Origin of the sequence: Caldimonas brevitalea (assembly GCF_001017435.1) — a bacterium.
GTDB classification, from domain to species: Bacteria; Pseudomonadota; Gammaproteobacteria; order Burkholderiales; family Burkholderiaceae_C; genus Caldimonas; species Caldimonas brevitalea.
Genome location: NZ_CP011371.1, coordinates 4,476,471 through 4,498,274, shown reverse-complemented (window position 1 = coordinate 4,498,274; position 21,804 = coordinate 4,476,471). Strand labels below are relative to the sequence as shown.

At 67.4% G+C, this 21,804-nt stretch carries 26 protein-coding genes; 18 read left to right on the top strand and 8 right to left on the bottom strand.

The window, feature by feature from the left end; genetic code table 11:
* Window positions 1–15 precede the first annotated feature (15 nt).
* Genes AAW51_RS18820 through AAW51_RS18810 form a run of 3 tightly spaced genes read right to left on the bottom strand, consistent with a single transcriptional unit; the run spans window position 16 to window position 2,308 of the window.
* Entirely contained in the window at window positions 16–1,401 is a 1,386-nt protein-coding gene (locus AAW51_RS18820; protein ID WP_047195834.1) for an AMP-binding protein, read from the bottom strand.
* Entirely contained in the window at window positions 1,398–2,036 is a 639-nt protein-coding gene (locus AAW51_RS18815; protein ID WP_047195833.1) for a COG4648 family protein, read from the bottom strand. The genes AAW51_RS18820 and AAW51_RS18815 overlap by 4 nt, the downstream gene beginning before the upstream one ends.
* 2 nt (window positions 2,037–2,038) lie before the next feature.
* Complete coding sequence (locus tag AAW51_RS18810; RefSeq protein WP_047195832.1) at window positions 2,039–2,308, bottom strand: phosphopantetheine-binding protein; 270 nt, start codon at window positions 2,306–2,308, stop codon at window positions 2,039–2,041.
* Between the two features lie 301 nt (window positions 2,309–2,609).
* On the opposite strand from AAW51_RS18810, the gene AAW51_RS18805 reads away from it, so the two are divergent.
* Window positions 2,610–3,383, top strand: coding sequence for a class I SAM-dependent methyltransferase (locus AAW51_RS18805; RefSeq protein WP_047195831.1), 774 nt, complete (start codon window positions 2,610–2,612; stop codon window positions 3,381–3,383).
* A gap of 45 nt (window positions 3,384–3,428) precedes the next feature.
* Here the strand turns inward: AAW51_RS18805 and argF are convergent, their stop codons facing one another.
* Entirely contained in the window at window positions 3,429–4,361 is a 933-nt protein-coding gene (gene argF / locus AAW51_RS18800; RefSeq protein WP_047195830.1) for an ornithine carbamoyltransferase, read from the bottom strand.
* Window positions 4,362–4,371: 10 nt separating this feature from the next.
* Complete coding sequence (locus AAW51_RS18795) at window positions 4,372–5,583, bottom strand: aspartate aminotransferase family protein (RefSeq protein WP_047195829.1); 1,212 nt, start codon at window positions 5,581–5,583, stop codon at window positions 4,372–4,374.
* Between the two features lie 357 nt (window positions 5,584–5,940).
* Here AAW51_RS18795 and AAW51_RS18790 point away from each other — a divergent pair, with 357 nt between their 5' ends.
* Window positions 5,941–6,264, top strand: coding sequence for a DUF3579 domain-containing protein (locus AAW51_RS18790; protein WP_047195828.1), 324 nt, complete (start codon window positions 5,941–5,943; stop codon window positions 6,262–6,264).
* Window positions 6,265–6,394: 130 nt separating this feature from the next.
* Here AAW51_RS18790 and rpsT read toward each other — a convergent pair whose 3' ends face one another.
* Window positions 6,395–6,688 (bottom strand): 30S ribosomal protein S20, encoded by a 294-nt coding sequence (rpsT, locus tag AAW51_RS18785; RefSeq protein WP_047195827.1) that lies wholly within the window; start codon window positions 6,686–6,688, stop codon window positions 6,395–6,397.
* A 190-nt stretch (window positions 6,689–6,878) separates the two neighbouring features.
* Between rpsT and murJ the strand changes: the two genes are divergently transcribed.
* The gene (gene murJ, locus AAW51_RS18780) at window positions 6,879–8,435 is read left to right on the top strand and encodes a murein biosynthesis integral membrane protein MurJ (protein ID WP_047195826.1); all 1,557 of its coding nucleotides are present in this window, start codon (window positions 6,879–6,881) and stop codon (window positions 8,433–8,435) included.
* Window positions 8,436–8,548: 113 nt separating this feature from the next.
* The gene (locus AAW51_RS18775) at window positions 8,549–9,406 is read left to right on the top strand and encodes a SirB1 family protein (protein ID WP_047195825.1); all 858 of its coding nucleotides are present in this window, start codon (window positions 8,549–8,551) and stop codon (window positions 9,404–9,406) included.
* 50 nt (window positions 9,407–9,456) lie between these two features.
* Here AAW51_RS18775 and purM read toward each other — a convergent pair whose 3' ends face one another.
* Window positions 9,457–10,491, bottom strand: coding sequence for a phosphoribosylformylglycinamidine cyclo-ligase (gene purM / locus AAW51_RS18770; RefSeq protein WP_047195824.1), 1,035 nt, complete (start codon window positions 10,489–10,491; stop codon window positions 9,457–9,459).
* Between the two features lie 250 nt (window positions 10,492–10,741).
* Between purM and hda the strand changes: the two genes are divergently transcribed.
* From hda to AAW51_RS18730, 8 genes are all read left to right on the top strand, one after another.
* Window positions 10,742–11,416 carry a DnaA regulatory inactivator Hda gene (hda, locus tag AAW51_RS18765; protein WP_047195823.1) on the top strand — a complete coding sequence of 225 codons (675 nt, stop codon included), beginning with the start codon at window positions 10,742–10,744 and terminating at the stop codon, window positions 11,414–11,416.
* Window positions 11,413–12,123: a histidinol-phosphatase gene (locus AAW51_RS18760; protein WP_047195822.1), complete on the top strand. Its 711-nt coding sequence runs from the start codon at window positions 11,413–11,415 to the stop codon at window positions 12,121–12,123. The genes hda and AAW51_RS18760 overlap by 4 nt, the downstream gene beginning before the upstream one ends.
* Window positions 12,101–13,651 (top strand): polynucleotide adenylyltransferase PcnB, encoded by a 1,551-nt coding sequence (pcnB, locus tag AAW51_RS18755; RefSeq protein ID WP_047195821.1) that lies wholly within the window; start codon window positions 12,101–12,103, stop codon window positions 13,649–13,651. The genes AAW51_RS18760 and pcnB overlap by 23 nt, the downstream gene beginning before the upstream one ends.
* A gap of 22 nt (window positions 13,652–13,673) precedes the next feature.
* The gene (gene folK, locus AAW51_RS18750; protein WP_047195820.1) at window positions 13,674–14,168 is read left to right on the top strand and encodes a 2-amino-4-hydroxy-6-hydroxymethyldihydropteridine diphosphokinase; all 495 of its coding nucleotides are present in this window, start codon (window positions 13,674–13,676) and stop codon (window positions 14,166–14,168) included.
* 57 nt (window positions 14,169–14,225) lie between these two features.
* Window positions 14,226–14,585 (top strand): DMT family protein, encoded by a 360-nt coding sequence (locus AAW51_RS18745; protein ID WP_047195819.1) that lies wholly within the window; start codon window positions 14,226–14,228, stop codon window positions 14,583–14,585.
* Window positions 14,582–15,244, top strand: coding sequence for a deoxynucleoside kinase (locus AAW51_RS18740; RefSeq protein ID WP_047195818.1), 663 nt, complete (start codon window positions 14,582–14,584; stop codon window positions 15,242–15,244). The genes AAW51_RS18745 and AAW51_RS18740 overlap by 4 nt, the downstream gene beginning before the upstream one ends.
* Window positions 15,245–15,375: 131 nt before the next feature.
* Window positions 15,376–16,023 carry a DUF47 domain-containing protein gene (locus AAW51_RS18735; protein ID WP_047198026.1) on the top strand — a complete coding sequence of 216 codons (648 nt, stop codon included), beginning with the start codon at window positions 15,376–15,378 and terminating at the stop codon, window positions 16,021–16,023.
* 28 nt (window positions 16,024–16,051) lie between these two features.
* Window positions 16,052–17,062: an inorganic phosphate transporter gene (locus AAW51_RS18730; RefSeq protein ID WP_047195817.1), complete on the top strand. Its 1,011-nt coding sequence runs from the start codon at window positions 16,052–16,054 to the stop codon at window positions 17,060–17,062.
* An 18-nt stretch (window positions 17,063–17,080) separates the two neighbouring features.
* On the opposite strand, the gene AAW51_RS18725 is transcribed toward AAW51_RS18730, so the two are convergent.
* Window positions 17,081–17,536, bottom strand: coding sequence for a hypothetical protein (locus tag AAW51_RS18725; protein ID WP_047195816.1), 456 nt, complete (start codon window positions 17,534–17,536; stop codon window positions 17,081–17,083).
* 219 nt (window positions 17,537–17,755) lie between these two features.
* Between AAW51_RS18725 and rpsP the strand changes: the two genes are divergently transcribed.
* The 6 genes from rpsP to AAW51_RS18695 all read left to right on the top strand — a co-directional run bounded on the left by rpsP (window position 17,756) and on the right by AAW51_RS18695 (window position 21,801).
* Window positions 17,756–18,010: a 30S ribosomal protein S16 gene (gene rpsP, locus AAW51_RS18720; protein ID WP_047195815.1), complete on the top strand. Its 255-nt coding sequence runs from the start codon at window positions 17,756–17,758 to the stop codon at window positions 18,008–18,010.
* 34 nt (window positions 18,011–18,044) lie between these two features.
* A complete protein-coding gene (gene rimM, locus AAW51_RS18715; RefSeq protein ID WP_083438409.1) occupies window positions 18,045–18,632 on the top strand; it encodes a ribosome maturation factor RimM in 588 nt (195 codons plus the stop codon).
* Between the two features lie 15 nt (window positions 18,633–18,647).
* The gene (trmD, locus tag AAW51_RS18710; protein WP_047195814.1) at window positions 18,648–19,412 is read left to right on the top strand and encodes a tRNA (guanosine(37)-N1)-methyltransferase TrmD; all 765 of its coding nucleotides are present in this window, start codon (window positions 18,648–18,650) and stop codon (window positions 19,410–19,412) included.
* Window positions 19,413–19,609: 197 nt separating this feature from the next.
* Window positions 19,610–19,963, top strand: a complete 354-nt coding sequence (rplS, locus tag AAW51_RS18705) for a 50S ribosomal protein L19 (protein ID WP_047195813.1) — start codon at window positions 19,610–19,612, stop codon at window positions 19,961–19,963.
* Window positions 19,964–20,069: 106 nt separating this feature from the next.
* Window positions 20,070–20,750: a CoA pyrophosphatase gene (locus tag AAW51_RS18700; protein ID WP_047195812.1), complete on the top strand. Its 681-nt coding sequence runs from the start codon at window positions 20,070–20,072 to the stop codon at window positions 20,748–20,750.
* Between the two features lie 61 nt (window positions 20,751–20,811).
* Window positions 20,812–21,801 carry a CobD/CbiB family protein gene (locus tag AAW51_RS18695; protein WP_047198024.1) on the top strand — a complete coding sequence of 330 codons (990 nt, stop codon included), beginning with the start codon at window positions 20,812–20,814 and terminating at the stop codon, window positions 21,799–21,801.
* Window positions 21,802–21,804: the final 3 nt, after the last annotated feature.

Sequence of the window (21,804 nt, the reverse complement as noted above, 5' to 3'; positions counted from 1 at the left end):
TGCGGCGGTTCTGGGTCAGGCGCGTTCGGCCGCCGTGTCGCGCGCCAGCCATTTGTCGGCCAGCGCGGCCAGCCGCGACGCGGGCAGCTTGCCGGTCGGGTCGCGCGGCAAGGCGTCGAGGTGGACGATGCGCCGTGGCAGCAGCACCGGGTCGACCCGCTGCCGCAGTTCCGCCAGCAAGCGCTCGCGCGTCACGCCGGGGGCGACCACGAAGGCCACCAGCCGCGCGACATCCTCGACCTGCGCCGCCGGCGGCAGCCAGAAGGCACCGTCGAGCACGCCGGGGATGCTGTTGAGGTGGTAGTTGAGGTGGGACAGCGAACTGCGCTTGCCGGCCACGTTGATCAGGTCGTTGGAGCGGCCGAGCAGCCGGAAGCGTGTCGGCGACACGACCTCGAGCACGTCGGCCAACGGCGTCGGTTGGGGCACGTGGCCGCCTTGCACCACCGCCCGTTCGGCGTCGCCGCGCAGCGTCAGGCCACGGTAGGTGCGCCATTCCGGCCCCTCGGTGGTGCGGCGCGTGGCGACCTGGCCGGCTTCCGTGCAGCCGTAGATCTCCATCAAGGGCGCACCGAGCGCGGCTTCGGCCCGCGCCGCCATCTGCGGCGACAGCGGGGCGGTGGCACACACGCACAGGTCGACGGGGGGCAGGTCGAGGCCGGCGTCGAGCAGGGTTTTCAGGTGGAACGGTGTGGTGACCAGCACCCGCGGCCCCGGCAGCTGTTGCAGCACCTGCACGATGTCGGCCGGGAAGAAGGGCCGCTCGGCGGTGAAGGCGGCGCCCCCGAGCATCGCGATCAGCACGGTCGATTCGAAGCCGTACATGTGATGCGGCGGCACCGTGCCGACTAGCGTGACACCGCGCAGGTCGGGCCGGCCCAGGTGTTCGGCGATGCGTTCGGCTTCGGCACTGATGTTTTCGACCAGGAGATCCCAGCGTTTCGGGTGCACGCTGGGGGCGCCGGTCGAGCCGGAGGTGAGCACGTGGGCCACCTCGGCGTCGGCGGCGATGGCCGGGGTGCTTGCCGGCACGGCGCCGGGCACGTCGCCAGGCTCGAGCAGCTCGGGGAAGGTGTGCTGGGGCAGTGCGACGGCCGGCGCGCCGCTTTCGACCAAGGCGTAGGCGCCGGGAAACAGGTCACGCAGCCGGGCGACCGTGTCCGGTGTGTGGTTGGGCGGCAGCAGATTGCTTTGCCCGCGCAACAGGGCCGCGCCGAGCGCCAGCGCAAAGCGGTAACGGTCGCCGGTCATCGCGAGCACCGGGCCTGCCGCCGGCAGCGCGGCGGCGACCCGGCGCAGGTCCTGCAAATAGTGGGCGCGGCTGATCGGGCGCCCACGGCGCCAGGCGAGCGGCGCGTCGAGGGTGTCGCCGCCAAGCAAGGGAAGGTCGTGTCGGCTCACGTGCGCCCGTCGTCTTGGTAGGTGGTGTAGGCCCGGATCGCTTCGGTGATGCCGACCCGTTCGAAGTCGGGATGCAACCGGTAGCGCAGGACGTGTTCGCCGGCGAACATCGCGGCCAGCGACAAAGGCGTGAGCAAGTTGGCGAACACCGACCAGGCGGAGAACGGCGCGTAGCAGTACAGCAGCAGCGACAGCGAGGCCATCACGACGAAATAGACCGTCCACGCCACCGTCACCTGCCGGGTGTAGACCCGCATGACCGGTGGGAAGGTGCGGTGCACCCGCTCGGCAATCCGGGTGATGAAGGGTTGCTGCCCGGGGCGCAGCGAACTGCCGAACAGCAGGCCGAGGCCGAGGTGGATGCCGGCATGCTGCCCGAGGTACAAGGTTTGCGGCGATACCGCATTGCCCCAGCCGACCAGCGCCGCGAGGCCCGCCGCAAAGGCGCCGACGGCGCAGGCGGAGGCGATCTTGCCGTTGCGCCACAGGCTGATGATCCACCAGATCAGAAACGGCCCCAACAGCGCCAGCGGTACCAGCGGTTGGTTTGGCGCGCGCGTCATCAACTGGTGTGACACGACCGCATAGGCCAAGCCACCAGCCGCTGCCAGCAGGTAGCGGACGCGCGTTTCCATGGTCAGAGCGTGCGGTGTCCCGCGATGTGCTCGGTCAGGCTGGCGAGCGACGCGAAGATGCGGGCGTTGTTCTCATCGTCCGAGCGCAACTGGAAGCCGTACCGTTTCGAGACGACCAGGGCGAGTTCGAGGATGTCGATGGAATCCAGGCCCAGTCCTTCGCCATACAGCGCCGCGTGCGGATCGATGGCCTCGGGGGCGATCTCGAGGTTGAGGCTTTCAACCAGGAGCGTCGCGACCTCCCGCTGCAAATTCTCGTCGGCAGAAGTCATGCTTGCCTGTCCTGTCTCGTGGCGTTTGTTGTGTCGCCCCCCTCGGGCGTTGTCGGGTGGCCGACGCCCGGGTCCGAGCCTCGGCTGGGACGGCGGCAGCACATCGCGCGAGCACCTTTTCCGGTGGGTGCAACGGACCGGGCCGGGCGAAGGATGTGACCGGCGGCCGCATCGGCGATCATCTGAAGGAGTTTACCAAACGCTACCATTCAGGATCTCCCGCTCCTTAGGGGGAATGTGAAGGAGTACCATGACCGGCTCAAAAAGGGCGCCGAGACCGTGCGCCCACGGAGCGAGCGCCATGGCGAACCCCCCCACCCCCCCGGCTTCAGACTCGCTGGTGCACCTGCCGCACCGGCCACTGCCCGACTATTACCCGAGCGGCGACAGCGAGGAGCGCGAGCGTTTTCTGCGCCGCACCTTCGACGACACCGCGGTCGATTACAACCGGCTTGAACGTATCCTCGGTCTCGGCACCGGCTCCTGGTACCGCCGCCAGGCCTTGCAGCGGGCCGGCTTGCGGCCGGGCATGGACGTGGTGGACGTCGGCATGGGGACCGGGCTGGTGTCGCGCGAGATCCTGCGGGTGACCGGGCAGCCCCAGCGCCTGGTGGGCGTCGACCCGAGCCCGGGGATGATGCGCGAGGCGGCATTGCCGCCCGAGGTGGTGTGCCGAGAGGGGCGCGCCGAAGCGCTCCCGCTGCCCGATGCGAGTGCCGATTTCATCGTCATGGGCTACGCCTTGCGGCACATCGCCGACCTGTCGGCGGCGTTTGCCGAATTCCGGCGTGTGCTGCGCCCGGGTGGCACGCTGCTGATCCTCGAGATCACGCGCGCCGAGGGGCGGCTGTCGAATGCGCTGCTGAAGGCCTACATGCGGGGCGTCGTGCCTTTGCTGGCCCGGGTCGTCTCGCGTGCGCCGGCCACACCGATGCTGTGGCGTTACTACTGGGACACCATCGAGGCCTGCGCGGCCCCGGCCGACGTGTTGCGCACGCTCGCCGGCAACGGACTGCTGCAGGTCGAGCGGCACGTCGAACTGGGCATCTTCTCGGAGTACCGCGCGCGCGGCTGAGCGGCGCGGGTGCCCGCCGCCGTCGGGCGGCAGGCGGGCGGCTGCTCAGCCGATGCGGCCGAGCAGCAAATACTCCATCAAGGCCTTTTGGACGTGCATGCGGTTTTCGGCCTCGTCCCAGACCACCGATTGCGGGCCGTCGATCACGTCGGCGGCGACTTCTTCGCCGCGGTGCGCTGGCAGGCAGTGCATGAACAGCGCGCCCGGCTTGGCCGCCGCCATCATCTCGGCGTCGACACACCAGTCGGCAAACGCCTTCTTGCGCGTTTCGTTTTCGGCCTCGAAGCCCATGCTGGTCCAGACGTCGGTCGTGACCAGGTCGGCGTCACGGCAGGCATCCATCGGGTTGCGGAAGGTCTGGTAGCAGCGGCGGTCGTCGATGCCGGCGAGATGCGGATCGACCTCGTAGCCGGTCGGCGTGCTGACATGCACCTTGAAGCCCAGCACTTCGGCGGCTTGCAGCCAGGTGTTGGCCATGTTGTTGCCGTCGCCGACCCAGGCCACCGTCTTGCCCTCGATCGAGCCGCGGTGCTCGATGTAGGTGAAGATGTCGGCCAGGATCTGGCAGGGGTGGAACTCGTTGGTCAGGCCGTTGATCACCGGCACCCGCGAATGCGCCGCGAAAGCATCCAGCTTGGCCTGCTCATAGGTGCGGATCATCACCAGGTCGACCATGCGGGAGATCACGCGGGCGCTGTCTTCGACCGGCTCGGCGCGGCCGAGCTGGCTGTCGCCGGTGGTCAGGTGCACCACCGAGCCGCCCATCTGGTACATGCCCGCTTCGAAGCTGACGCGAGTGCGTGTCGACGCCTTCTCGAAGATCATCGCCAGCGTGCGGTCGCTCAACGGCGTGTACTTCTCGTAGTTCTTGAAGCGCTGCTTGATGATGGCGGCGCGGTCGAACAGATAGGCGTATTCCTCGGCGCGGAAGTCCTTGAACTGCAGGTAGTGCCTGATCAGCGAGTGTCCGGGCTTCATCGCAGACTCCTCAAGCCGCTGGCTCGGCCAGGAACTGCTTGATCAGCGGGCACAGGGTGGCCACGATCTGCTCGGCCTCGGCCGCACTCAGGATCAACGGCGGCACCAGGCGGATCACCTTGTCGGCCGTCACGCTGATCAGCAAGCCGGCCTCCATTGCGCGGTTCAGCAACACGCCGCAGGGCCGGTCGAGCTCGATGCCCAGCATCAGGCCCTGGCCACGGATTTCCTGCACGCCGGCGACGCCCGACAGTTCACGCTCCAGCCCCGAGCGCAACACGGCGCCCACATCGGCAGCGTTCTTCAGCAGACCTTCCTCTTCCATGATGCGCAGCGTCTCGACGCCGGCCCGCATCGCCAGCGGGTTGCCGCCGAAGGTGGTGCCGTGGTTGCCCGGCTGCAGCACGCCCGCGGCCTTGGGCCCGGCCACGATGGCACCGACCGGCACGCCCGAGCCGAGGCCCTTGGCCAGCGGCATCACGTCGGGCTTGATGCCGGCCCATTGGTGTGCGAACCATTTGCCGGTGCGCCCGAGGCCGCACTGCACTTCGTCGATCATCAGCAGCCAGTCGCGTTCGTCGCACAGCCGGCGCACCGCCTGCAGGTAGTCGGCGCGGGCTGGGTTGACGCCGCCTTCACCCTGGATGGTCTCGAGAAACACCGCCACCACGTTGGGCCGCGTCCGGGCGATTTCCTCGAGTGCCGCCACATCGTTCAACGGCACCCGCACGAACCCGGTCACCAGGGGCTCGAAGCCTTTTTGCACCTTGGTGTTGCCGGTGGCCGAGAGCGTGGCGATGGAGCGGCCGTGGAAGGCCTTTTCGTAGACGACGATCTCGGGCAGGTCGATGCCCTTGTCGTGGCCATACTTGCGCGCGATCTTGATCGCGCCTTCGTTGGCTTCCAGCCCGCTGTTGCAGAAGAAGGCATTGCTCAGGCCGGACAACTCCGCCAGCTTGGCGCCCAGTTGCTCTTGCAGCGGGTTCTGGTAGTAGTTGGAACAGTGGATCAGCTTGGCTACCTGGTCCTGCAGGGCAGGCACCAGCTTGGGATGGCCATGCCCCAGCGTGTTGACGGCAATGCCGCCCAGCGCGTCGAGGTACTTGCGCCCTTCGGTGTCCCAGACCCAGCAGCCTCGGCCGTGCGACAGCGCGATCGGCAGGCGGCCGTAGGTGTTCATCACGTGGGTTTGAGGGTGCATCGATTGGTCGGGTGCGTTCATCGCGGGCTCGCTCCAAAAACGAAAATCGCGGAGGCAGCCTGCCGTGCACCAGCGAGGCCCAACTCCGCGTTGGGATTTCATTCTATAGGCCCGCACGTGCGGGCATGGAAAGCAAACTGACAGCGTGACCTGCCATCATAGGAGCGTCGTCTAGGAAGGGCGACTAGGAAGGACGATCTTGGGCCTCGGCCTTTGCCCATGCCGCGCTATGTCGGCCATGTGAGCGGTCTATGCCCGGTCTATGCCGTTACTCAGGAACTCTTTAATAAGATACCGTTCCCACCGACGGATACCGCGCGGCGGCCCACTACACTTCGCGCTCCCCGCCACAAGCGACTTTTCACCTGTCACCACCGCATGACGACAGCCAAACCCCGCGAGATCTTCATACAGGGGATCACTCAAGACGGCCGCACCTTCCGCCCCAGCGACTGGGCCGAACGGCTGGCCGGGGTCATGTCGTGTTTCAGGCCGGACGGCGTCGCGCGTCGTGGCGGCCACATCAGCTATTCGCCCTACTGCGTGCCGATGGTGGTCAACGGCATCAAGTGTGTGGTCGTGAACGAAGCGGTGCGCTCGATCGAGCCGATGGCGTGGGACTTCGTGATGAATTTCGCGCGCGACAACAACCTGCAGGTGGCGGAGGCCTGTTTGCTGCCTGACGGCGCCAAGAAGGCCTGACGCGCTTGCTGAGGCGGCGCCCGCCCGTCGATGACGACGGCGCAATGCAAAAGGGCCCGCGATGCGAGCCCTTCATGAAAAAGGGCCCGCGATGCGGACCCCTTGGTCTGTGCCAGCCCGGTCTGCCGTATCAGGCGGACAGCGCCTTGATGGCGGAAGACAGGCGGCTCTTGTGGCGAGCGGCCTTGTTCTTGTGGAACAGACCCTTGTCGGCCACCGAGTCGATGACCTTCTGGGCGCTGGTATACAGCTCGGTTGCCTTGGCCTTGTCGCCGGCAACCACGGCTTTTTGCACGTTCTTGATGACCGTGCGGAATTTGGAGCGAAGTGCGGTGTTCGCGGCGTTCAGCTTGACGTCTTGGCGGGCGCGCTTGCGGCCCGACGCGATGCGAACGGTCTTCTTGGCTTTGGAAGAGGTGGCCATGCGGGTGCTTTCCGGTTGAGCTGGGCCTGATCGATAGGCCCCGGGTGGCATAGACGAAAGACGAAGAGTATAGCAGTTTCTCGGATGTCAAGGCAAAGGTGTGGCAAGAGCGCGAGTGGGTGCTTTCTATAATCCCGCGTTTTCCACGTCCCGGCCGCCCGCGCTGCCTTCAGCCGGGCGGCCGCTTGCCATGAACCTGCTACGCGCCGCCTCCACCGTCTCGCTGTTCACCCTCGCGTCACGCGTCACCGGGTTGGTGCGCGAACTGCTGATCGCGGCCAGTTTCGGCGCCAGCGCCTGGACCGACGCCTTCAACGTCGCGTTCCGCATTCCGAATCTGCTGCGCCGCTTGTTTGCCGAAGGCGCTTTCTCGGCGGCGTTTGTGCCCATCCTGGCCGAGACGCGGGCCCGCGACGGCGACGCCGCGACGCGCGATCTGGTCGACGCGGTCGCCACCGTGTTGTTCTGGGCCCTGGTTGTCACCTGCGTGCTAGGGGTGGTCGGCGCGCCGGTGCTGGTCTGGCTGATGGCGGCGGGCCTGCGCAGCACACCGCAGGGGTATGACGCCGCGGTGGTGATGACCCGCTTCATGTTCCCCTACATCGGGTTCATGTCGCTGGTGGCGCTGGCGGCGGGCATTCTGAACACCTGGAAGCGCTTTGTCGTCCCGGCCGCGACGCCGGTGCTGCTGAACGTCGCGATGATCGCCGCGGCCGCCTGGCTGGCGCCGCGTTTCGCCGTGTACGACATCGAGCCGATCTATGCGATGGCCGCCGGTGTTGTGGTGGGTGGCCTGCTGCAGTTGGGCGTGCAGTTCCCGGCGCTGGCTCGCATCGGCATGCTGCCCCGGCTGCGCAAACCCTCGGCCGCCTGGCGCCATCCCGGCGTGCACCGCGTCTTGCGCCAGATGGCGCCGGCGTTGCTGGGCGTGTCGGTCGCGCAGCTCTCGCTGCTGATCAACACCCAGATCGCCTCGCACCTCGGCCCGGGGAGCGTCTCGTGGCTGACCTATGCCGACCGGCTGATGGAGTTCCCCACCGGCTTGCTGGGCGTGGCGCTGGGTGTCGTGCTGCTGCCTCAGCTGTCGTCGGCGCGCGCGCTGGGCGACGATGCGCGTTATTCAGATCTGCTCGACTGGGGCTTGCGCCTGGTCGTGCTGCTGGCCTTGCCGTGCGCGGTGGCGCTGGTGGTGTTTGCCGAGCCGCTGGTCGCGGTGCTGTACCACCGCGGCGCCTTCACGCCGCGCGACGTGCAGCAAACCGTGGTCGCGCTGATGGGATACGGTGTCGGCCTGCTGGGGCTGATCGCGGTCAAGGTGCTGGCGCCGGGCTTCTATGCGAAGCAGGACATCCGCACGCCGGTCAAGATCGCCGTCGTCGTGTTGTGTCTCACGCAGCTGATGAACCTCGTGTTCGTGCCGTGGATCGGGCATGCCGGCCTGGCCTTGTCGATCGGCCTGGCCGCCTTGGTCAACGCGAGCTGGTTGTTGTGGGGGCTGAAGCGGCGCGGCTCCTACCAGCCCGCGCCCGGGTGGTGGGCTTTTCTCGCCCGCGTGGGGTTCGCCTCGGCGCTGCTGGGGGGCGGGCTCGCGTATCTGGCGTACACCCTGGATTGGGTCGCATTGGGCGCCTCACCGTGGTGGCGTGCGGGCTGGATGGCGCTGGCCGTCGGCGCCGCCGGCGCGCTGTATTTCGCGGTGTTGATGCTGCTGGGCCTGCGTGTGCGCCAGTTCGTGAGGCGGGGGTAGGGAAAGCACACGACCGCGACCGGGCCGGCCTTGCGCCGGCAGTGTCGGTGCGCCTCGCCCGCGTTCGACACCGCGGTTTGAACCGCCGCGGCAGGGAGGACTACACTGCGGGTATGCACTTCGCGGTCCCCTCCGCCATCGAGTATTTTTCTTCGCTCGTCGCCGACGATGCCAGCTTCTCGCTCACCGAGGTGGCCTTGTCGCTGGCGCAGGATGAGTTCCCCGACCTCGACATGCAGGCCGCCCTGGCCGAGATCGACGCTCTGGGCGAGCGGCTCGCCCGCCGGCTGGCGGCCGACGCTTCGCCGATGCAGCGTCTGCGCATGCTCAACCGCTACTTCTTCCAAGAGCTGGGCTTCGGCGGCAACGTCAACGACTACTACGACCCGCACAACAGCTGCCTCAACGAAGTGCTGCGCACGCGGCGCGGCATCCCGATTTCGCTTGCGATCCTGTACATCGAGCTGGCGGGTCAGGTCGGGCTGACGGCGCGCGGGGTGTCGTTCCCGGGCCACTTTCTCGTCAAGCTGAAGATGCCGCAAGGTGAGGTCGTGATGGACCCGTTTTCGGGTGCGTCACTGTCACGCGAAGAGCTGGACGAGCGGCTCGACCCCTACAAGCGCCAGCAGGGCCTGGTGGGCGAATTCGACGTGCCGCTCGGCTTGTTTTTGCAATCGGCCACGCCGCGCGAAGTGGTGGCCCGCATGCTGCGCAACCTGAAGGAGATCTACCGCGCGCGCGAAGACTGGCCGCACTTGCTGGCGATCGCGCAACGTCTGGTGATCTTGCTGCCGCACGCGCTGGAGGAGCGGCGCGATCGCGGCCTGGCCTATGCGGAGTTGGGCCGGCGCGACGAAGCGATCTCGGATCTGGCGGCCTACGTCCACCAGGCCGACGAAGCCGACGATCGCCTGGCAATGGCCGACCGCCTCGAAGAACTGCGACGCACCGGGCCGCCGCGGCTGCACTGATGGTGGGAGGGTGAGCGCCCGCGTCAGTGGGCGCTCTTGCGGCAGGCCGCTCAGGCCACCTGGGTCTGGTGCTCGTCGCCCTGGCGCGGCTCGATCCGGCCGATGCGGTAGACGCTTTCGCCCTGGGCCTGCAGCACCTCGGTCGCACGTTGCGCATCCTCGGCGGCGACGATCAGCACGAAGCCGATGCCGCAGTTGAAGGTGCGGTGCATCTCGCTCTCCAGCACGCCGCCTTCGCGTTGCAGCCAGCTGAACAATTCGGGGCGCGGCCAAGCGGTGCCATCGAGCACCGCCTTGGTCGCGGCCGGCAGGCAGCGCGGGATGTTCTCGACCAGACCGCCGCCGGTGATGTGGGCCATGCCTTTGACCCGCACCGCCTGCAGCGTCGCGAGCACCGGCTTCACGTAGAGCCGGGTGGGCGCCATCACACGGTCGCGGAAGGGCTGGCCGTCGAGCGTCTCGGGCAGGGCGTCGCCGGAGCGTTCGACGATCTTGCGCACCAGCGAATAGCCATTGGAGTGCACGCCGCTGGAGGCGAGGCCCAGCACGACGTCACCGGGGACGATGCTGCGCCCGTCGATGATGCCGCTCTTCTCGACGGCCCCGACGCAGAAGCCGGCCAGGTCGTATTCACCGGGAGGGTACATGCCGGGCATCTCGGCGGTCTCGCCGCCGATCAAGGCGCAACCCGATTCTTCGCAGCCGCGGGCGATGCCGCCCACCACGCGAGCCGCGGTGTCGACGTCGAGTTTGCCGCAGGCGAAGTAGTCGAGGAAGAACAGCGGCTCGGCGCCTTGCACCAGCACGTCGTTGACGCTCATGGCCACCAGGTCGATGCCCACCGTGTCGTGCCGGCCCCATTCGAACGCGAGTTTCAGCTTGGTGCCCACACCGTCGGTGCCGCTGACCAGCACCGGCTCCTTGTAGCGCTTGGGCACTTCGAACAGGGCGCCGAAGCCGCCGATGCCGCCCAGCACACCTTCGCGCAGCGTGCGCTTGGCGAGGGGCTTGATGCGGTCGACCAGGGCGTCGCCGGCGTCGATGTCGACGCCGGCATCGCGGTAGGACAAAGGAGTGTTGGACATGTTCAGGATGCCGGGGCAAAACGGCCGGCCTATAGAATTTGCGCGATTTTACCGGCCTCGTCCCGCGACGCGGCTTCTTTCATTGCCCCATGACCCTCTGCACTGCGCCAAAACCAGGTCTGCCCCTGCGGCGCCGCGCCGCGCCGCGGCCGTCGGCTGTCGCTGGCGACGCCGTGCCTCAGCGCGCGGTGACAGGCCGGCCGGTCGACACCTGCCGGTCCTCGTGGTGCGGTCCCGAACGGCGGGCGACATGAGGCAGATACCGCTGGGGCTGGGGCCCGACGAGCCACACAGTTTCGACAACTACTTTCCCGGCCCGAACGCCGCGGTGGTCGCCCACCTGCATGCTTTGAACTCGCACCAACGGCCGGCGCCGGTCTACCTGTGGGGCGAGGCCGGCGCCGGCAAGACCCATTTGCTGCAGAGCCTCGCGCTGGAAGTGAAGGCGCTCGGCGGGCGGGTCGGCTGGTACGACGCTGGCGCGTCGCCGGAGATGGATTTCGACGACACTTGGCGTTTGCTGGTGCTCGACGATAGTGAGCGCTACGGCCCCGACCAGCAGCAGCGCGCCTTTGCGCTGTTTGTGCAGGCCACCACCCACGGGCAGTTGATCGCCTCGGCCGGGCGCTGGCCGCCGGTAGACCTGCCGCTGCGCGACGACCTGCGCACCCGCCTCGGCTGGGGCCATGTGTTCCACCTGCAGCCGCTTTCGGAAAGCGATTGCCGAGCCGTGCTGCGGCAGGCGGCCGACCGCCGGGGCATCTTTCTTTCGGACGATGTGATGAGCTATTTGTTGACTCGATTTTCGCGTGACCTCGGCAGCCTGATGGGCCTGCTCGACCGGCTCGACCGCTTCGCGCTGGCCGCCCAGCGCGCGGTGACGGTGCCGCTGCTGAAGCAGATGCTGGCCGAGGAGCGGCAATGACGACGGTGCGCCCGGGCCCTCGCAACCTGTGCTTGTTCGACCTCGACCACACCCTGCTGCCGATTGACTCCGACCATGCCTTCGGCGAGTTCATGGTGCAGATCGGCTGGGCCGACGCGCAGGAGTTCCGGCGCGGCAACGATGCCTTCTATGCCCAGTACCTGGCCGGGCGGCTCGACGTCGAGGCCTACATTCGTTTCACCACCGCGCCGTGGCGCGGCCGCAGCGCTGCCGAGCAGGCCTGGGCCCAGCAGAAGTTCCTGGCCGAGGTGGTGCAGCCCCGCGTCCTGCCGCCCGCCGTCGACCTGGTGCGCCGTCACCAGGCGCAGGGGGATCTGGTCGCGATCGTGACCGCGACAAACGAGTTCGTCACGGCCCCCATCGCGGCGGCGTTCGGCGTCGAGCACCTGCTGGCACTGCAACTCGAACGCGACGCGTCCGGTAACATCACGGGAGGGATCCTTGGGGTGCCGTCCTACCAGGCGGGCAAGATCACGAGGGTCGACCAGTGGTTGCAGTCGCTCGGGGCGCGTTGGGAAGACTTCGGGCGCACCACGTTCTACAGCGACTCTCCCAACGACCTGCCGCTGCTGGAACGTGCCAACGATCCGGTGGCCACCAACCCCTCTCCCGCGCTGCAACAAACGGCGGAACAGCGCGGCTGGCGCATCCTGAAACTGTTCAATGATCAAGAAATTCATCGATAGGCTGCTCGGCAAGACCGCCCCGGCGGGCGCGGCCAAGCCAGACAAGGCCGGGCACCAGATCGGCAAACGTGTCGAAGTGCCGAAAAGCGAGCACGGCATCGATCGCTCGCTGGTGGACGACCGGGCAATGAAGGTGGTGCAGACGCTCAAGGACGGGGGCCACGAGGCCTACATCGTCGGCGGTGCGGTGCGCGACCTGATCCTCGGCTTGCGGCCGAAAGATTTCGACGTCGCCACCAACGCCACGCCGGAGGAGGTGAAGGCCCTGTTCAAGCGCGCCTTCATCATCGGGCGGCGCTTTCGCATCGTGCACGTGGTGTTCGGCCGCGGCCGCGAGCACGAGGTGATCGAGGTGTCGACCTTCCGCGCCTACCTCGACAACGCCGCGGCGCAGCAGGTCGAAGGCAACGAGAAGACCTCCAAGGCCGACCTGGTGGGCAAGACCCATGTGGTCGACGCCAGTGGCCGGGTGCTGCGCGACAACGTCTGGGGGCCCCAGATCGAAGACGCGGCCCGCCGGGACTTCACCGTCAACGGCATGTACTACGACCCTCAGACCGAGATCGTGGTCGACTACCACCACGGCATCCGCGACGCCAAGCAGCGTGTGCTGCGCATGATCGGCGACCCGGAAACGCGCTACCGCGAAGACCCGGTGCGCATCATCCGTGTGGTGCGGTTCGCGGCCAAGCTGGGGTTCGACATCGAGCCCAAGACGCGCGAGCCGATCAAGCGCATGGCCGACCTGCTCGACAACGTGCCGCAGTCGCGCATGTTCGACGAGATGATCAAGCTGCTGCAGACCGGCCACGCGCTGGCCTCGCTGGAACAGCTGCGCAAGGAAGGGCTGCACCGCGGTGTGTTCCCCATCCTGGACGTGGTGCTCGACGAGCAGCAGCGCCACGACGGGCGCGAGAAGTTCGTGCAGCTCGCCTTGGCCGACACCGACCGCCGGGTGGCCGAAGGCAAGCCGGTCGCGCCCAGCTTCATGCTGGCCTGCATGCTGTGGCACGACGTGCTCGACGGCTGGGCCCGCCGACGCCAGCAGGGTGAACATCCCTTCCCGTCGCTGCAAGCGGCGATCGACGAGGTGTTCGACGCCCGCATCGGCGACATCTCGGGCCGCGGCAAGCTGGCCGCCGACATGCGCGAGATTTGGATGATGCAGCCGCGCTTCGAGAAGCGCTCGGGCAACGGGCCGTCGGTGCTGGTCGAGCAGCCGCGTTTCCGGGCCGGGTTCGACTTTTTGCGGCTGCGCGCGGACGCGGGCGAGATCGACGCCGAACTGGCCCGTTGGTGGGAAGATTTTTCGTTGGCCGACGCCGACGAACGCCGCGATCTGGTCGACCAGGCGCGCGAGCAGGAGCAAACGCGCCGCAGCAGCAGCAGCGGCGCGCGCGGCCAGGCCGAAGGCGCCGCGCCGGCCAAGAAGCGCCGCCGCCGCCGGCGCAAGCCGACCGGCGAAGAAGGTGGGGCGGCCGACACGGGCGGGGAGAGCGCGCCCGAATCGGCCGGCGAGTCGGACTGAGCCTGGGCGCCGCGGAGTCTGTGTGGCGGCGGTCTACGTCGGCCTGGGAGCCAATCTCGGCGAGCCGCTGTCGGCCTTGCGTGCCGCGGTGCGAGCACTGCGGGCGCTGCCCGGGGTGCACACGCTGCGCGCGTCGTCGGTCTACCGCAGTGCGCCGGTGGGCGCCGCAGGGCCCGACTACCTGAATGCGGTGGTGGGGTTCGAGGCCGACGAGGGCACGCCGTTGGCGATGCTGGCCCACCTGCAAGCGATCGAGCTGGCCCATGGGCGTGAACGTCCCTATCGCAATGCGCCACGCACGCTCGACCTCGATCTGCTGCTGTGGGACGAGCAGTGCCTGGCACTGCCGACGCTGACGCTGCCGCATCCGCGGCTGCATGAACGAGCCTTCGTGTTGCTGCCGTTGGCCGAGCTCGCCCCGGGACTGTGCGTGCCGGGGCAGGGGCCGGTGGCCGAGCTGCTTACGCCGGTGCGGGAGCAGGCCATCGTGCGCACCGACGACCCGTTGCTCGCGTGAAGCCTGTGTTGTGAGTCCTGTCTTGAACCGCGCCGCTCGCGAAGGGCGCCCATCGCCATGAATGTCCTGCCTGTTTCCCTGCAGACCATCTTGCTGCTGGTCGCCTCCAACGTCTTCATGACCTTCGCGTGGTACGGGCACCTGAAGAACCTGGCCACCAAGCCCTGGTACGTCGCGGCCGCGGTGAGCTGGGGTATCGCCTTGTTCGAGTATCTGCTGCAGGTGCCGGCCAACCGCATCGGTTTCGCCAGTGGCGCCTTCACGCTGGCGCAGCTGAAGATCCTGCAGGAGGTCATCACGCTGTCGGTGTTCATCCCGTTCGCGATGGTCTACATGAAGATGCCGTTCAAGCTCGACTTCGTGTGGGCCGGGCTGTGCCTGGTGGGCGCCGTCTATTTCATGTTTCGCTCTGCATGAGTTCATTTTCTTTTGCACAGTGCCGCCACATCGTGATCGAGGGTCCGATCGGCGTGGGCAAGAGTTCGCTCGCGCGCAAGCTGGCCCCGGTGCTGGGCGCCGAGCTGATGATGGAGAAGCCCGAAGAGAACCCGTTTCTCGAACGCTTCTACGCCGATGGCAGCCGCTATGCCTTCCAGACCCAGATGTACTTTTTGTTCCAGCGGCTGGAGCAGTACCGCGAGCTGGCGCAGCCGGGCATGTTCGGCGGGCCGGTGGTGAGCGACTTCCTGTTTGCCAAGGACGCGCTGTTCGCCAAGCTGACCCTCAGCGACGACGAATACCGGCTTTATTCACAGATGTACCAGCATCTCGCGCCCCAGATACCCGAGCCTGACCTCGTCATCTGGCTGCAGGCCGAGCCGCCGACCTTGTTGCAACGCATTGGCCGGCGCGGCATCGGGATGGAGCGCGCCATCGACGCGGCCTACCTGCAGGCGTTGTCCGACGCCTACCATGAGTACTTTCAGGTCTACCAGGGTGCGCCGCTGCTGGCGGTGGACACCGAAGGTTTCAACCCGATTCACCGTGAGGCGGATTTCACGCGGCTAATGCAGGAACTCGAGTCCTTCCAGGGGCCCCGCGCATTCTTCTCGGCCCGGCTCGCGGCGCACCGCTGACAGAGTGGCCCGCCGGGCCAGCGGCAGACCGGGCATGCCCCCTGCTGTCACAATGCAGGCCTTTTGACAATTTCGTGACGTGCCGCTGTGCCTGCTTTGACGGCGTGCCAGCGGCGACCGAGGTCTTTCCCATGATCTTCCGCAAGCTCCTGCCCCGGGAGGGCAACTTCTTCGAACTCTTCAACGAACACGGCGCGAGGATCGTCGAAGGGGCGCGCGCCTTCACGGCGATGGTCGAGAACTATGCCGACATCGAGGAGCGTGAGCGCCATGCGTCGGCCGTGATCCATGCCGAGCGGCAGGCCGACAAGGTGACCGCCGAGGTCAACCGCTTGCTGCACAAGACCTTCATCACGCCGATCGACCGCGAGCAGATCCACTCGCTGATCAACGCGATGGACGACATCCTCGATCTGCTGCAGGACTCGAGCGAAACCATGTCGCTCTACGACGTGCAGGCGATGACACCGGAGGTCGTGCGGCTGACGCATCTGAGCGTGAAGTGTTGCGAACGGGTGGTGCATGCGGTGTCGCTGTTGAACCAGCTCAGCAAGCACGACGCGGCGGAGGCGGCGATCAAGACCTGCGAGGAGATCGACCAGCTCGAGTCCGACGCAGACCGCGTGATGCGCGCTGCGATGTCCAAGCTGTTTCGCGAGCAGGAGGACGTGCGCGAGCTGATCAAGCTGAAGGCCATCTACGAGCAACTCGAGTCGATCTCGGATCGGTGCGAAGACGTTGCCAACCTGATCGAGGGCATCGTCCTCGAGAATTCCTGAGCCGCGCGCTGTTCCGGAGACTCAACGCATGGAAGCGGTACAGGTCGGTTTTTGGGTGGTGGTTCTGCTCGTGTTGTTGGCAATTGCGTTCGACTTCATGAACGGCTTCCACGACGCCGCCAACTCCATCGCCACCGTGGTGTCCACCGGCGTGCTGAAACCCCAGCATGCGGTGGTGTTCGCGGCGGCTTTCAATTTCGTCGCGATCGCGGTGTTCCACCTGAGCGTCGCGAAGACCATCGGCAAGGGCATCGTGGTGCCCGGCGTGGTCGACCACTACGTCGTGTTCGGCGCGCTGATCGGCGCCATCACTTGGAATCTGATCACCTGGTATTACGGCATCCCGTCGAGTTCGTCGCATGCGCTGATCGGCGGCATCGTCGGCGCGACGATGGCCAAGGCCGGCGCGAGTGCCCTGGTCGCCGCCGGCATCGCCAAGACGCTGGCCTTCATCTTCGTGTCGCCCTTGCTGGGCTTTCTGCTCGGCTCGATGCTGATGGTGATCGTGGCCTGGCTGTGTCGCCGCACCTCGCCGCTGCGGGTCGACAACTGGTTCCGCCGGCTGCAACTGGTGTCGGCCGGGCTCTATTCGCTGGGGCACGGCGGCAACGACGCACAAAAGACGATCGGCATCATCTGGATGCTGCTGATCGCCTCCGGGTATGCCGCGGCGGGTGACGCGCAACCGCCGAGCTGGACCATCTGGGCCTGTTATGCGGCGATTGCGCTGGGCACGATGTTCGGCGGCTGGCGCATCGTCAAGACCATGGGTCAGCGCATCACCAAGCTCAAGCCGGTGGGCGGCTTCTGCGCCGAAACGGGGGGTGCGATTACCTTGTTCCTGGCCACGGCGCTGGGCATTCCGGTCTCGACCACGCACACCATCACCGGTGCCATCGTCGGCGTCGGGTCGACGCAGCGGGCGTCGGCGGTGCGCTGGGGCGTGGCGGGCAATATCGTCTGGGCCTGGGTGTTCACGATCCCGGCATCCGCCTTCGTGGCCGCGGTGTCCTATTGGCTCGGGCGCCAGCTGCTGTGACCGCAGCGCGTCGCCGCGCTATTGGCTGATCTGCCGCGCCGCCTCGATCTGCAATTCGAAAAAGTGCTGCATCCCGAAGGCGATCGTCGCCATCAGGATGCCGGCGCCGAGCATCAGGCCGACGACGACGCCGAGCACGGCGCCCCAGCCCGTCTGGTGGGCCGGACCGTCCGGGTTGTAGTGGGCGTTCCAGCGTTCGTCGGGCATCAGTCCGTAGAGGATGGCGCGCAGCATCGTCATCGACAGCATCAGCCCCAGCACGGGAATCAGCAGCCAGCTCAGCTGGTCGTCCTGCCCCAGCTCGCGCATGCGCTGCACGCCGTACAGCCCGATCAGCGTGGGCCACGGGTGCAGCCAGCCGAGCAGGTCCCCGAAGCCGTGCAGATAGAAACGATGCAGGCCGAGGCTGCCGCCGATCAGTGCAGTCCAGGTGGCGAGGGTCTTGGATTTGTAGCCGGGGGAGGGAGGTTTCATCGCAGCGGTACTGTAACGGCGCGGCCGGGTAACGGCGCTGCCATGCGACGCAGGGCGTGACCGGTTGCCTCGCCACGCAAGTCTCATATTGCTATACTTTCGGGTTCTCGACGTCGGCTGGCCGGGTGGCTGGCACGTATCTACGGCGTCGACCCCCGGATGCTTTGCGCCTGAGTGTCTCCTGGTGCGGCGGACAACAAGAGATTCAAAGGAAACATCATGGTCGTGATTCGACTCGCACGCGGCGGCTCCAAGAAGCGCCCCTTCTACAACATCATCGCCACCGATTCGCGCAACCGCCGCGACGGCCGCTTCCTGGAGCGCGTCGGCTTCTACAACCCGGTGGCCTCGGGCGCTGCCGAGTCGCTGCGCGTCGCGCACGACCGCGTTGACCACTGGGTCAGCAACGGCGCTCAGGTGTCGCCGACCGTGGCCCGCCTGATCAAGCAGGCCAAGGCCGCCACGCCCGCCTGAGACAGTCATTGTCTCGCCGACACGCTCCACGCCCGTGAACCTGCCGACCTCGTCCGCTGACGACGTGGTGTGGCCGGAAGACGCGGTCGAAGTGGGGCGCATCGTCGACGCCTGGGGGATCAAGGGCTGGCTCAAGGTCCAGCCTTATTCCTCCGATCCCCAGGCCCTCTTTTCCTCGCGTCGCTGGTTCATCAAACCGTCCGAGGGCCCGAGCCCCGGCACGGGCAAGGTGCGCACCGGCGCGCCCCGGCTCCTGAAGATCACGCAGGCCAAGGACCACGGCGACGTGGTGGTCGCTGCCGTGCAGGACATCGACGACCGCAACGGCGCGGAGTCGCTCAAGGGCTGGGCGGTGTTCATCTCGCGCGCCAGCTTTCCGACCGCCGATGCCGACGAGTTCTATTGGGTCGACCTGATCGGCCTGGCCGTCGTCAACCGGCAGGGTGAGCGACTCGGCGCCGTCGCCGACCTGCTCGACACCGGGGCCCATTCCGTGTTGCGGGTGCTCGACGAGACGCAGGCCGAGCCGGTGGAGCGGCTGATCCCCTTCGTCGCCGCCTACATCGACAAGGTCGACCAGACCGAACGTGTGATCACCGTGGATTGGGGGCTGGACTACTGAGTCCGCCACGGGTCGATGCGTTTCGACGTCCTGACGCTGTTCCCCGAACTGTTCCAGCCCTTTCTGACGCAAGGCGTGACCCGCCGCGCCTATGAGAGCGGGCAAGTGGACGTTCACTTCTGGCAGCTGCGCGACTACGCCGAAGACAACTACCGTCGTGTCGACGACCGCCCCTACGGCGGTGGCCCCGGCATGGTGATGCTGGTCGAGCCGCTGGAGCGGGCGTTGGCCGCGGCCGTCGAGGCGCGTCGCGCCGCCGAGGCGCCGGTAGCCCCCGTGATCTTGTTCACGCCCACCGGACGTCGTATCGACCAGCCGTTGCTGCGCGAGTGGGCGCAGGGGCCCGGGGCGATATTCGTGTGCGGCCGCTACGAAGGTGTCGACCAGCGCTTCGTTGACCGCCACGTCGACCTCGAGCTCAGCCTCGGCGACTTCGTGCTGTCGGGCGGCGAACTGCCGGCCCTGGCGGTGCTCGACGGTGTTGCCCGCTTGCAGCCAGGGGTGCTGAACGACGCGCAGTCGCACCAGCAGGACAGCTTCAGCGCCGGCCTGCTCGACTGCCCGCACTACAGCCGGCCCGAGGTGCTGGCGGCCGAGGACGGCGCGGTGCCGGTGCCGCCGGTGCTGCTGTCGGGGCACCACGCCGCGATTGCGCGCTGGCGCCGCGAGCAGTCCTTGCGCCTGACGGCAGAGCGGCGGCCCGAGCTGATCGCCCAGGCGCGCGCACGGGGCGAGCTGACGCAGGCGGACGAGCGCTACCTCGCCGCGTTTGGGCTATAATCATCGGCTTTTCGATCCTCTGCCGGGGATACCAGGTCGTCAGCCATGACGGCCTGGGCGCAACAGGCTTTTGCTCACCCATGCGCGGCGCTTTCGGGCGGCGTTTGAAGGCGTCAGAAACCTGCTGCGACACGCACCCACCCTGAGTGGGCCGCGTGCCAATTTCAGGGCCGCCGGCACGATCACCAGGAGAACCCATGGATTTGATCGCCCAACTCGAGCAAGAAGAGATTGCTCGACTGAACAAGACCGTGCCGGCGTTCGCGCCCGGCGACACCGTGATCGTCAACGTCAACGTCGTCGAAGGCACCCGCAAGCGCGTGCAGGCCTACGAAGGTGTCGTGATCGCCAAGCGCAACCGCGGCTTGAACTCCAGCTTCATCGTCCGCAAAGTGTCGAGCGGCGAAGGCGTCGAGCGGACCTTCCAGCTCTACAGCCCGCTGATCGCGTCGATCGAAGTGAAGCGCCGTGGCGACGTGCGCCGCGCCAAGCTGTACTACCTGCGTCAGCGCAGCGGCAAGTCGGCGCGTATCAAGGAAAAGCTGTCCTGATCGGCGGCGCTGCCGCGATCCAGCCGAAGCCGCCTGCCGCATCACGCCAGGCGGCTTTTTTCTTTGCCGCTCGCTGCACACTGCCCCAGTTGTCTGCCACCGCCCGATGTCCTTGATCTTCAACCCTCAGGAACTGCCCGTCATCGGTGTCGACCACCACCTGCCGGAGGTGCCCACCGAGCGGTTGCAGCCGCAGGCGCTGCGCGAGCGCTTCCGTGCGCCACCCCATTGGGAGCCGGAGGTGCAGACCGAGCGACCGCTGGCCACCCGGGCGCCAGCGCACGCTTCGGTGTTGATCCCGCTCGTGATGCGGGATCAGCTGACGGTGCTGCTGACGCGGCGCACCGACCACCTCCGCGACCACGCCGGCCAGATCAGCTTTCCTGGAGGACGAGCCGAAGCGCACGATGCCAACGCGGCCGCGACGGCACTGCGTGAGGCGGAAGAAGAGGTGGGCCTGCCGCCCGACCATGTCGAAGTGATCGGCCACCTGCCGATCTACAAGACGGTGACCGCCTTCCTGGTCACGCCAGTGGTGGGGCTGGTGCGGCCCGGCTTCCAGCTGCGGCCCGACCCCCACGAAGTGGCCGACGTCTTCGAAGTGCCGCTCGCCTTCCTGATGAAGCCGGCGCACCACCAGCGGCACGCCTTCGAGTTCGAGGGCGAGCGTCGCGAATTCTTCGCCATGCCGTGGCAGGGCGGCACGCCCGCACCGGCCGAACCCTATTTCATCTGGGGCGCGACGGCGGCGATGCTGCGCAATCTGTACCGGTTTCTGGCCGCCTGACGGGGCCGGCGGGCGGCGCCGGCACAGCAGGCCCTGGCGCCCGGCCGCTATGATGCCGGCCATGAGTTTTTTCTCGGTACTCCTCGCGCTGCTGATCGAGCAGCTGAAACCTCTGCGCGGAGGCAACTTCGTGCACCAGTCCCTGATGGCGTGGGTGCGCTGGACAGGGCGCAACTTCGACGCGGGCAAGGCCGTCCACGCCTGGGTGGTGTGGTGCATCACGGTGCTGGTGCCGTCGCTGCTGACCTGGGCGCTGTATCGCGGGCTCGGAGAGGTCAACCTGTTGCTGGCGCTGGCCTGGAACGTGGTGGTGCTCTACGTGACGCTCGGCTTCCGGCAGTTCAGCCACTATTTCACCGACATCCGCGACGCACTGGAGCGTGGTGACGAGACCGCCGCGCGCGCGCTGCTGGCGGAGTGGCGGCATCTCGATGCCAGCGAGCTACCGCGTTCCGAGCTGTTGCGGCACGTGATCGAACACTCGTTGCTGGCGGCCCACCGGCACGTCTTCGGCGTGTTCTTTTGGTTCGTGCTGCTGGCCAGCTTCGGGCTGGGGCCGGCCGGCGCGGTGCTCTATCGCATGGCCGAGTTCTCGAGCCGCTACTGGGCCTACAAGAGCCGCACCGTCGGCGTGCCGACCAATCCGAGGCTGATGGAGCTGGCGCAGCAGCTGTTCGGCATCCTGGATCACCTTCCTGCCCGGCTGACCGCCTTCGGCTTTGCGGTGGTCGGCAACTTCGAGGAGGCGGTGGACAGCTGGCGCCGCCATGCGCGTTTGTGGCGCTTCGCGAACGACGGCATCATCCTCGCGGCCGCTGCCGGCGCGGTGGGTGTGCGCCTGGGGGGCAGCAGCGCCCCGGCGGTGACGCCCGACCGCTCCAAGACGTTTGAAATCGGCGCGGCGGCCGAGGCCGCCGATGCTGAAGGCTCCACCGCCGGCATGCCGCCGGAGTTCGGCCATTTGCGCAGCGTCGTCGGCCTGGTGTGGCGCTCTGTCGTGCTGTGGATGCTGTTGTTGGCGCTGCTCTCGCTCGCCAACCTAGTGGGTTGAGGC

Excerpts from the sequence above, each read along its gene's own strand:
- AAW51_RS18815 (WP_047195833.1), bottom strand. The coding sequence starts at position 2,036 with ATGGAAACGCGCGTCCGCTACCTGCTGGCAGCGGCTGGTGGCTTGGCC.
- AAW51_RS18810 (WP_047195832.1), bottom strand. The coding sequence starts at position 2,308 with ATGACTTCTGCCGACGAGAATTTGCAGCGGGAGGTCGCGACGCTCCTG.
- AAW51_RS18805 (WP_047195831.1), top strand. The coding sequence starts at position 2,610 with ATGGCGAACCCCCCCACCCCCCCGGCTTCAGACTCGCTGGTGCACCTG.
- argF (WP_047195830.1), bottom strand. The coding sequence starts at position 4,361 with ATGAAGCCCGGACACTCGCTGATCAGGCACTACCTGCAGTTCAAGGAC.
- AAW51_RS18795 (WP_047195829.1), bottom strand. The coding sequence starts at position 5,583 with ATGAACGCACCCGACCAATCGATGCACCCTCAAACCCACGTGATGAAC.
- AAW51_RS18790 (WP_047195828.1), top strand. The coding sequence starts at position 5,941 with ATGACGACAGCCAAACCCCGCGAGATCTTCATACAGGGGATCACTCAA.
- rpsT (WP_047195827.1), bottom strand. The coding sequence starts at position 6,688 with ATGGCCACCTCTTCCAAAGCCAAGAAGACCGTTCGCATCGCGTCGGGC.
- murJ (WP_047195826.1), top strand. The coding sequence starts at position 6,879 with ATGAACCTGCTACGCGCCGCCTCCACCGTCTCGCTGTTCACCCTCGCG.
- AAW51_RS18775 (WP_047195825.1), top strand. The coding sequence starts at position 8,549 with ATGCACTTCGCGGTCCCCTCCGCCATCGAGTATTTTTCTTCGCTCGTC.
- purM (WP_047195824.1), bottom strand. The coding sequence starts at position 10,491 with ATGTCCAACACTCCTTTGTCCTACCGCGATGCCGGCGTCGACATCGAC.
- hda (WP_047195823.1), top strand. The coding sequence starts at position 10,742 with ATGAGGCAGATACCGCTGGGGCTGGGGCCCGACGAGCCACACAGTTTC.
- AAW51_RS18760 (WP_047195822.1), top strand. The coding sequence starts at position 11,413 with ATGACGACGGTGCGCCCGGGCCCTCGCAACCTGTGCTTGTTCGACCTC.
- pcnB (WP_047195821.1), top strand. The coding sequence starts at position 12,101 with ATGATCAAGAAATTCATCGATAGGCTGCTCGGCAAGACCGCCCCGGCG.
- AAW51_RS18745 (WP_047195819.1), top strand. The coding sequence starts at position 14,226 with ATGAATGTCCTGCCTGTTTCCCTGCAGACCATCTTGCTGCTGGTCGCC.
- AAW51_RS18740 (WP_047195818.1), top strand. The coding sequence starts at position 14,582 with ATGAGTTCATTTTCTTTTGCACAGTGCCGCCACATCGTGATCGAGGGT.
- AAW51_RS18735 (WP_047198026.1), top strand. The coding sequence starts at position 15,376 with ATGATCTTCCGCAAGCTCCTGCCCCGGGAGGGCAACTTCTTCGAACTC.
- AAW51_RS18730 (WP_047195817.1), top strand. The coding sequence starts at position 16,052 with ATGGAAGCGGTACAGGTCGGTTTTTGGGTGGTGGTTCTGCTCGTGTTG.
- AAW51_RS18725 (WP_047195816.1), bottom strand. The coding sequence starts at position 17,536 with ATGAAACCTCCCTCCCCCGGCTACAAATCCAAGACCCTCGCCACCTGG.
- rpsP (WP_047195815.1), top strand. The coding sequence starts at position 17,756 with ATGGTCGTGATTCGACTCGCACGCGGCGGCTCCAAGAAGCGCCCCTTC.
- trmD (WP_047195814.1), top strand. The coding sequence starts at position 18,648 with ATGCGTTTCGACGTCCTGACGCTGTTCCCCGAACTGTTCCAGCCCTTT.
- rplS (WP_047195813.1), top strand. The coding sequence starts at position 19,610 with ATGGATTTGATCGCCCAACTCGAGCAAGAAGAGATTGCTCGACTGAAC.
- AAW51_RS18700 (WP_047195812.1), top strand. The coding sequence starts at position 20,070 with ATGTCCTTGATCTTCAACCCTCAGGAACTGCCCGTCATCGGTGTCGAC.
- AAW51_RS18695 (WP_047198024.1), top strand. The coding sequence starts at position 20,812 with ATGAGTTTTTTCTCGGTACTCCTCGCGCTGCTGATCGAGCAGCTGAAA.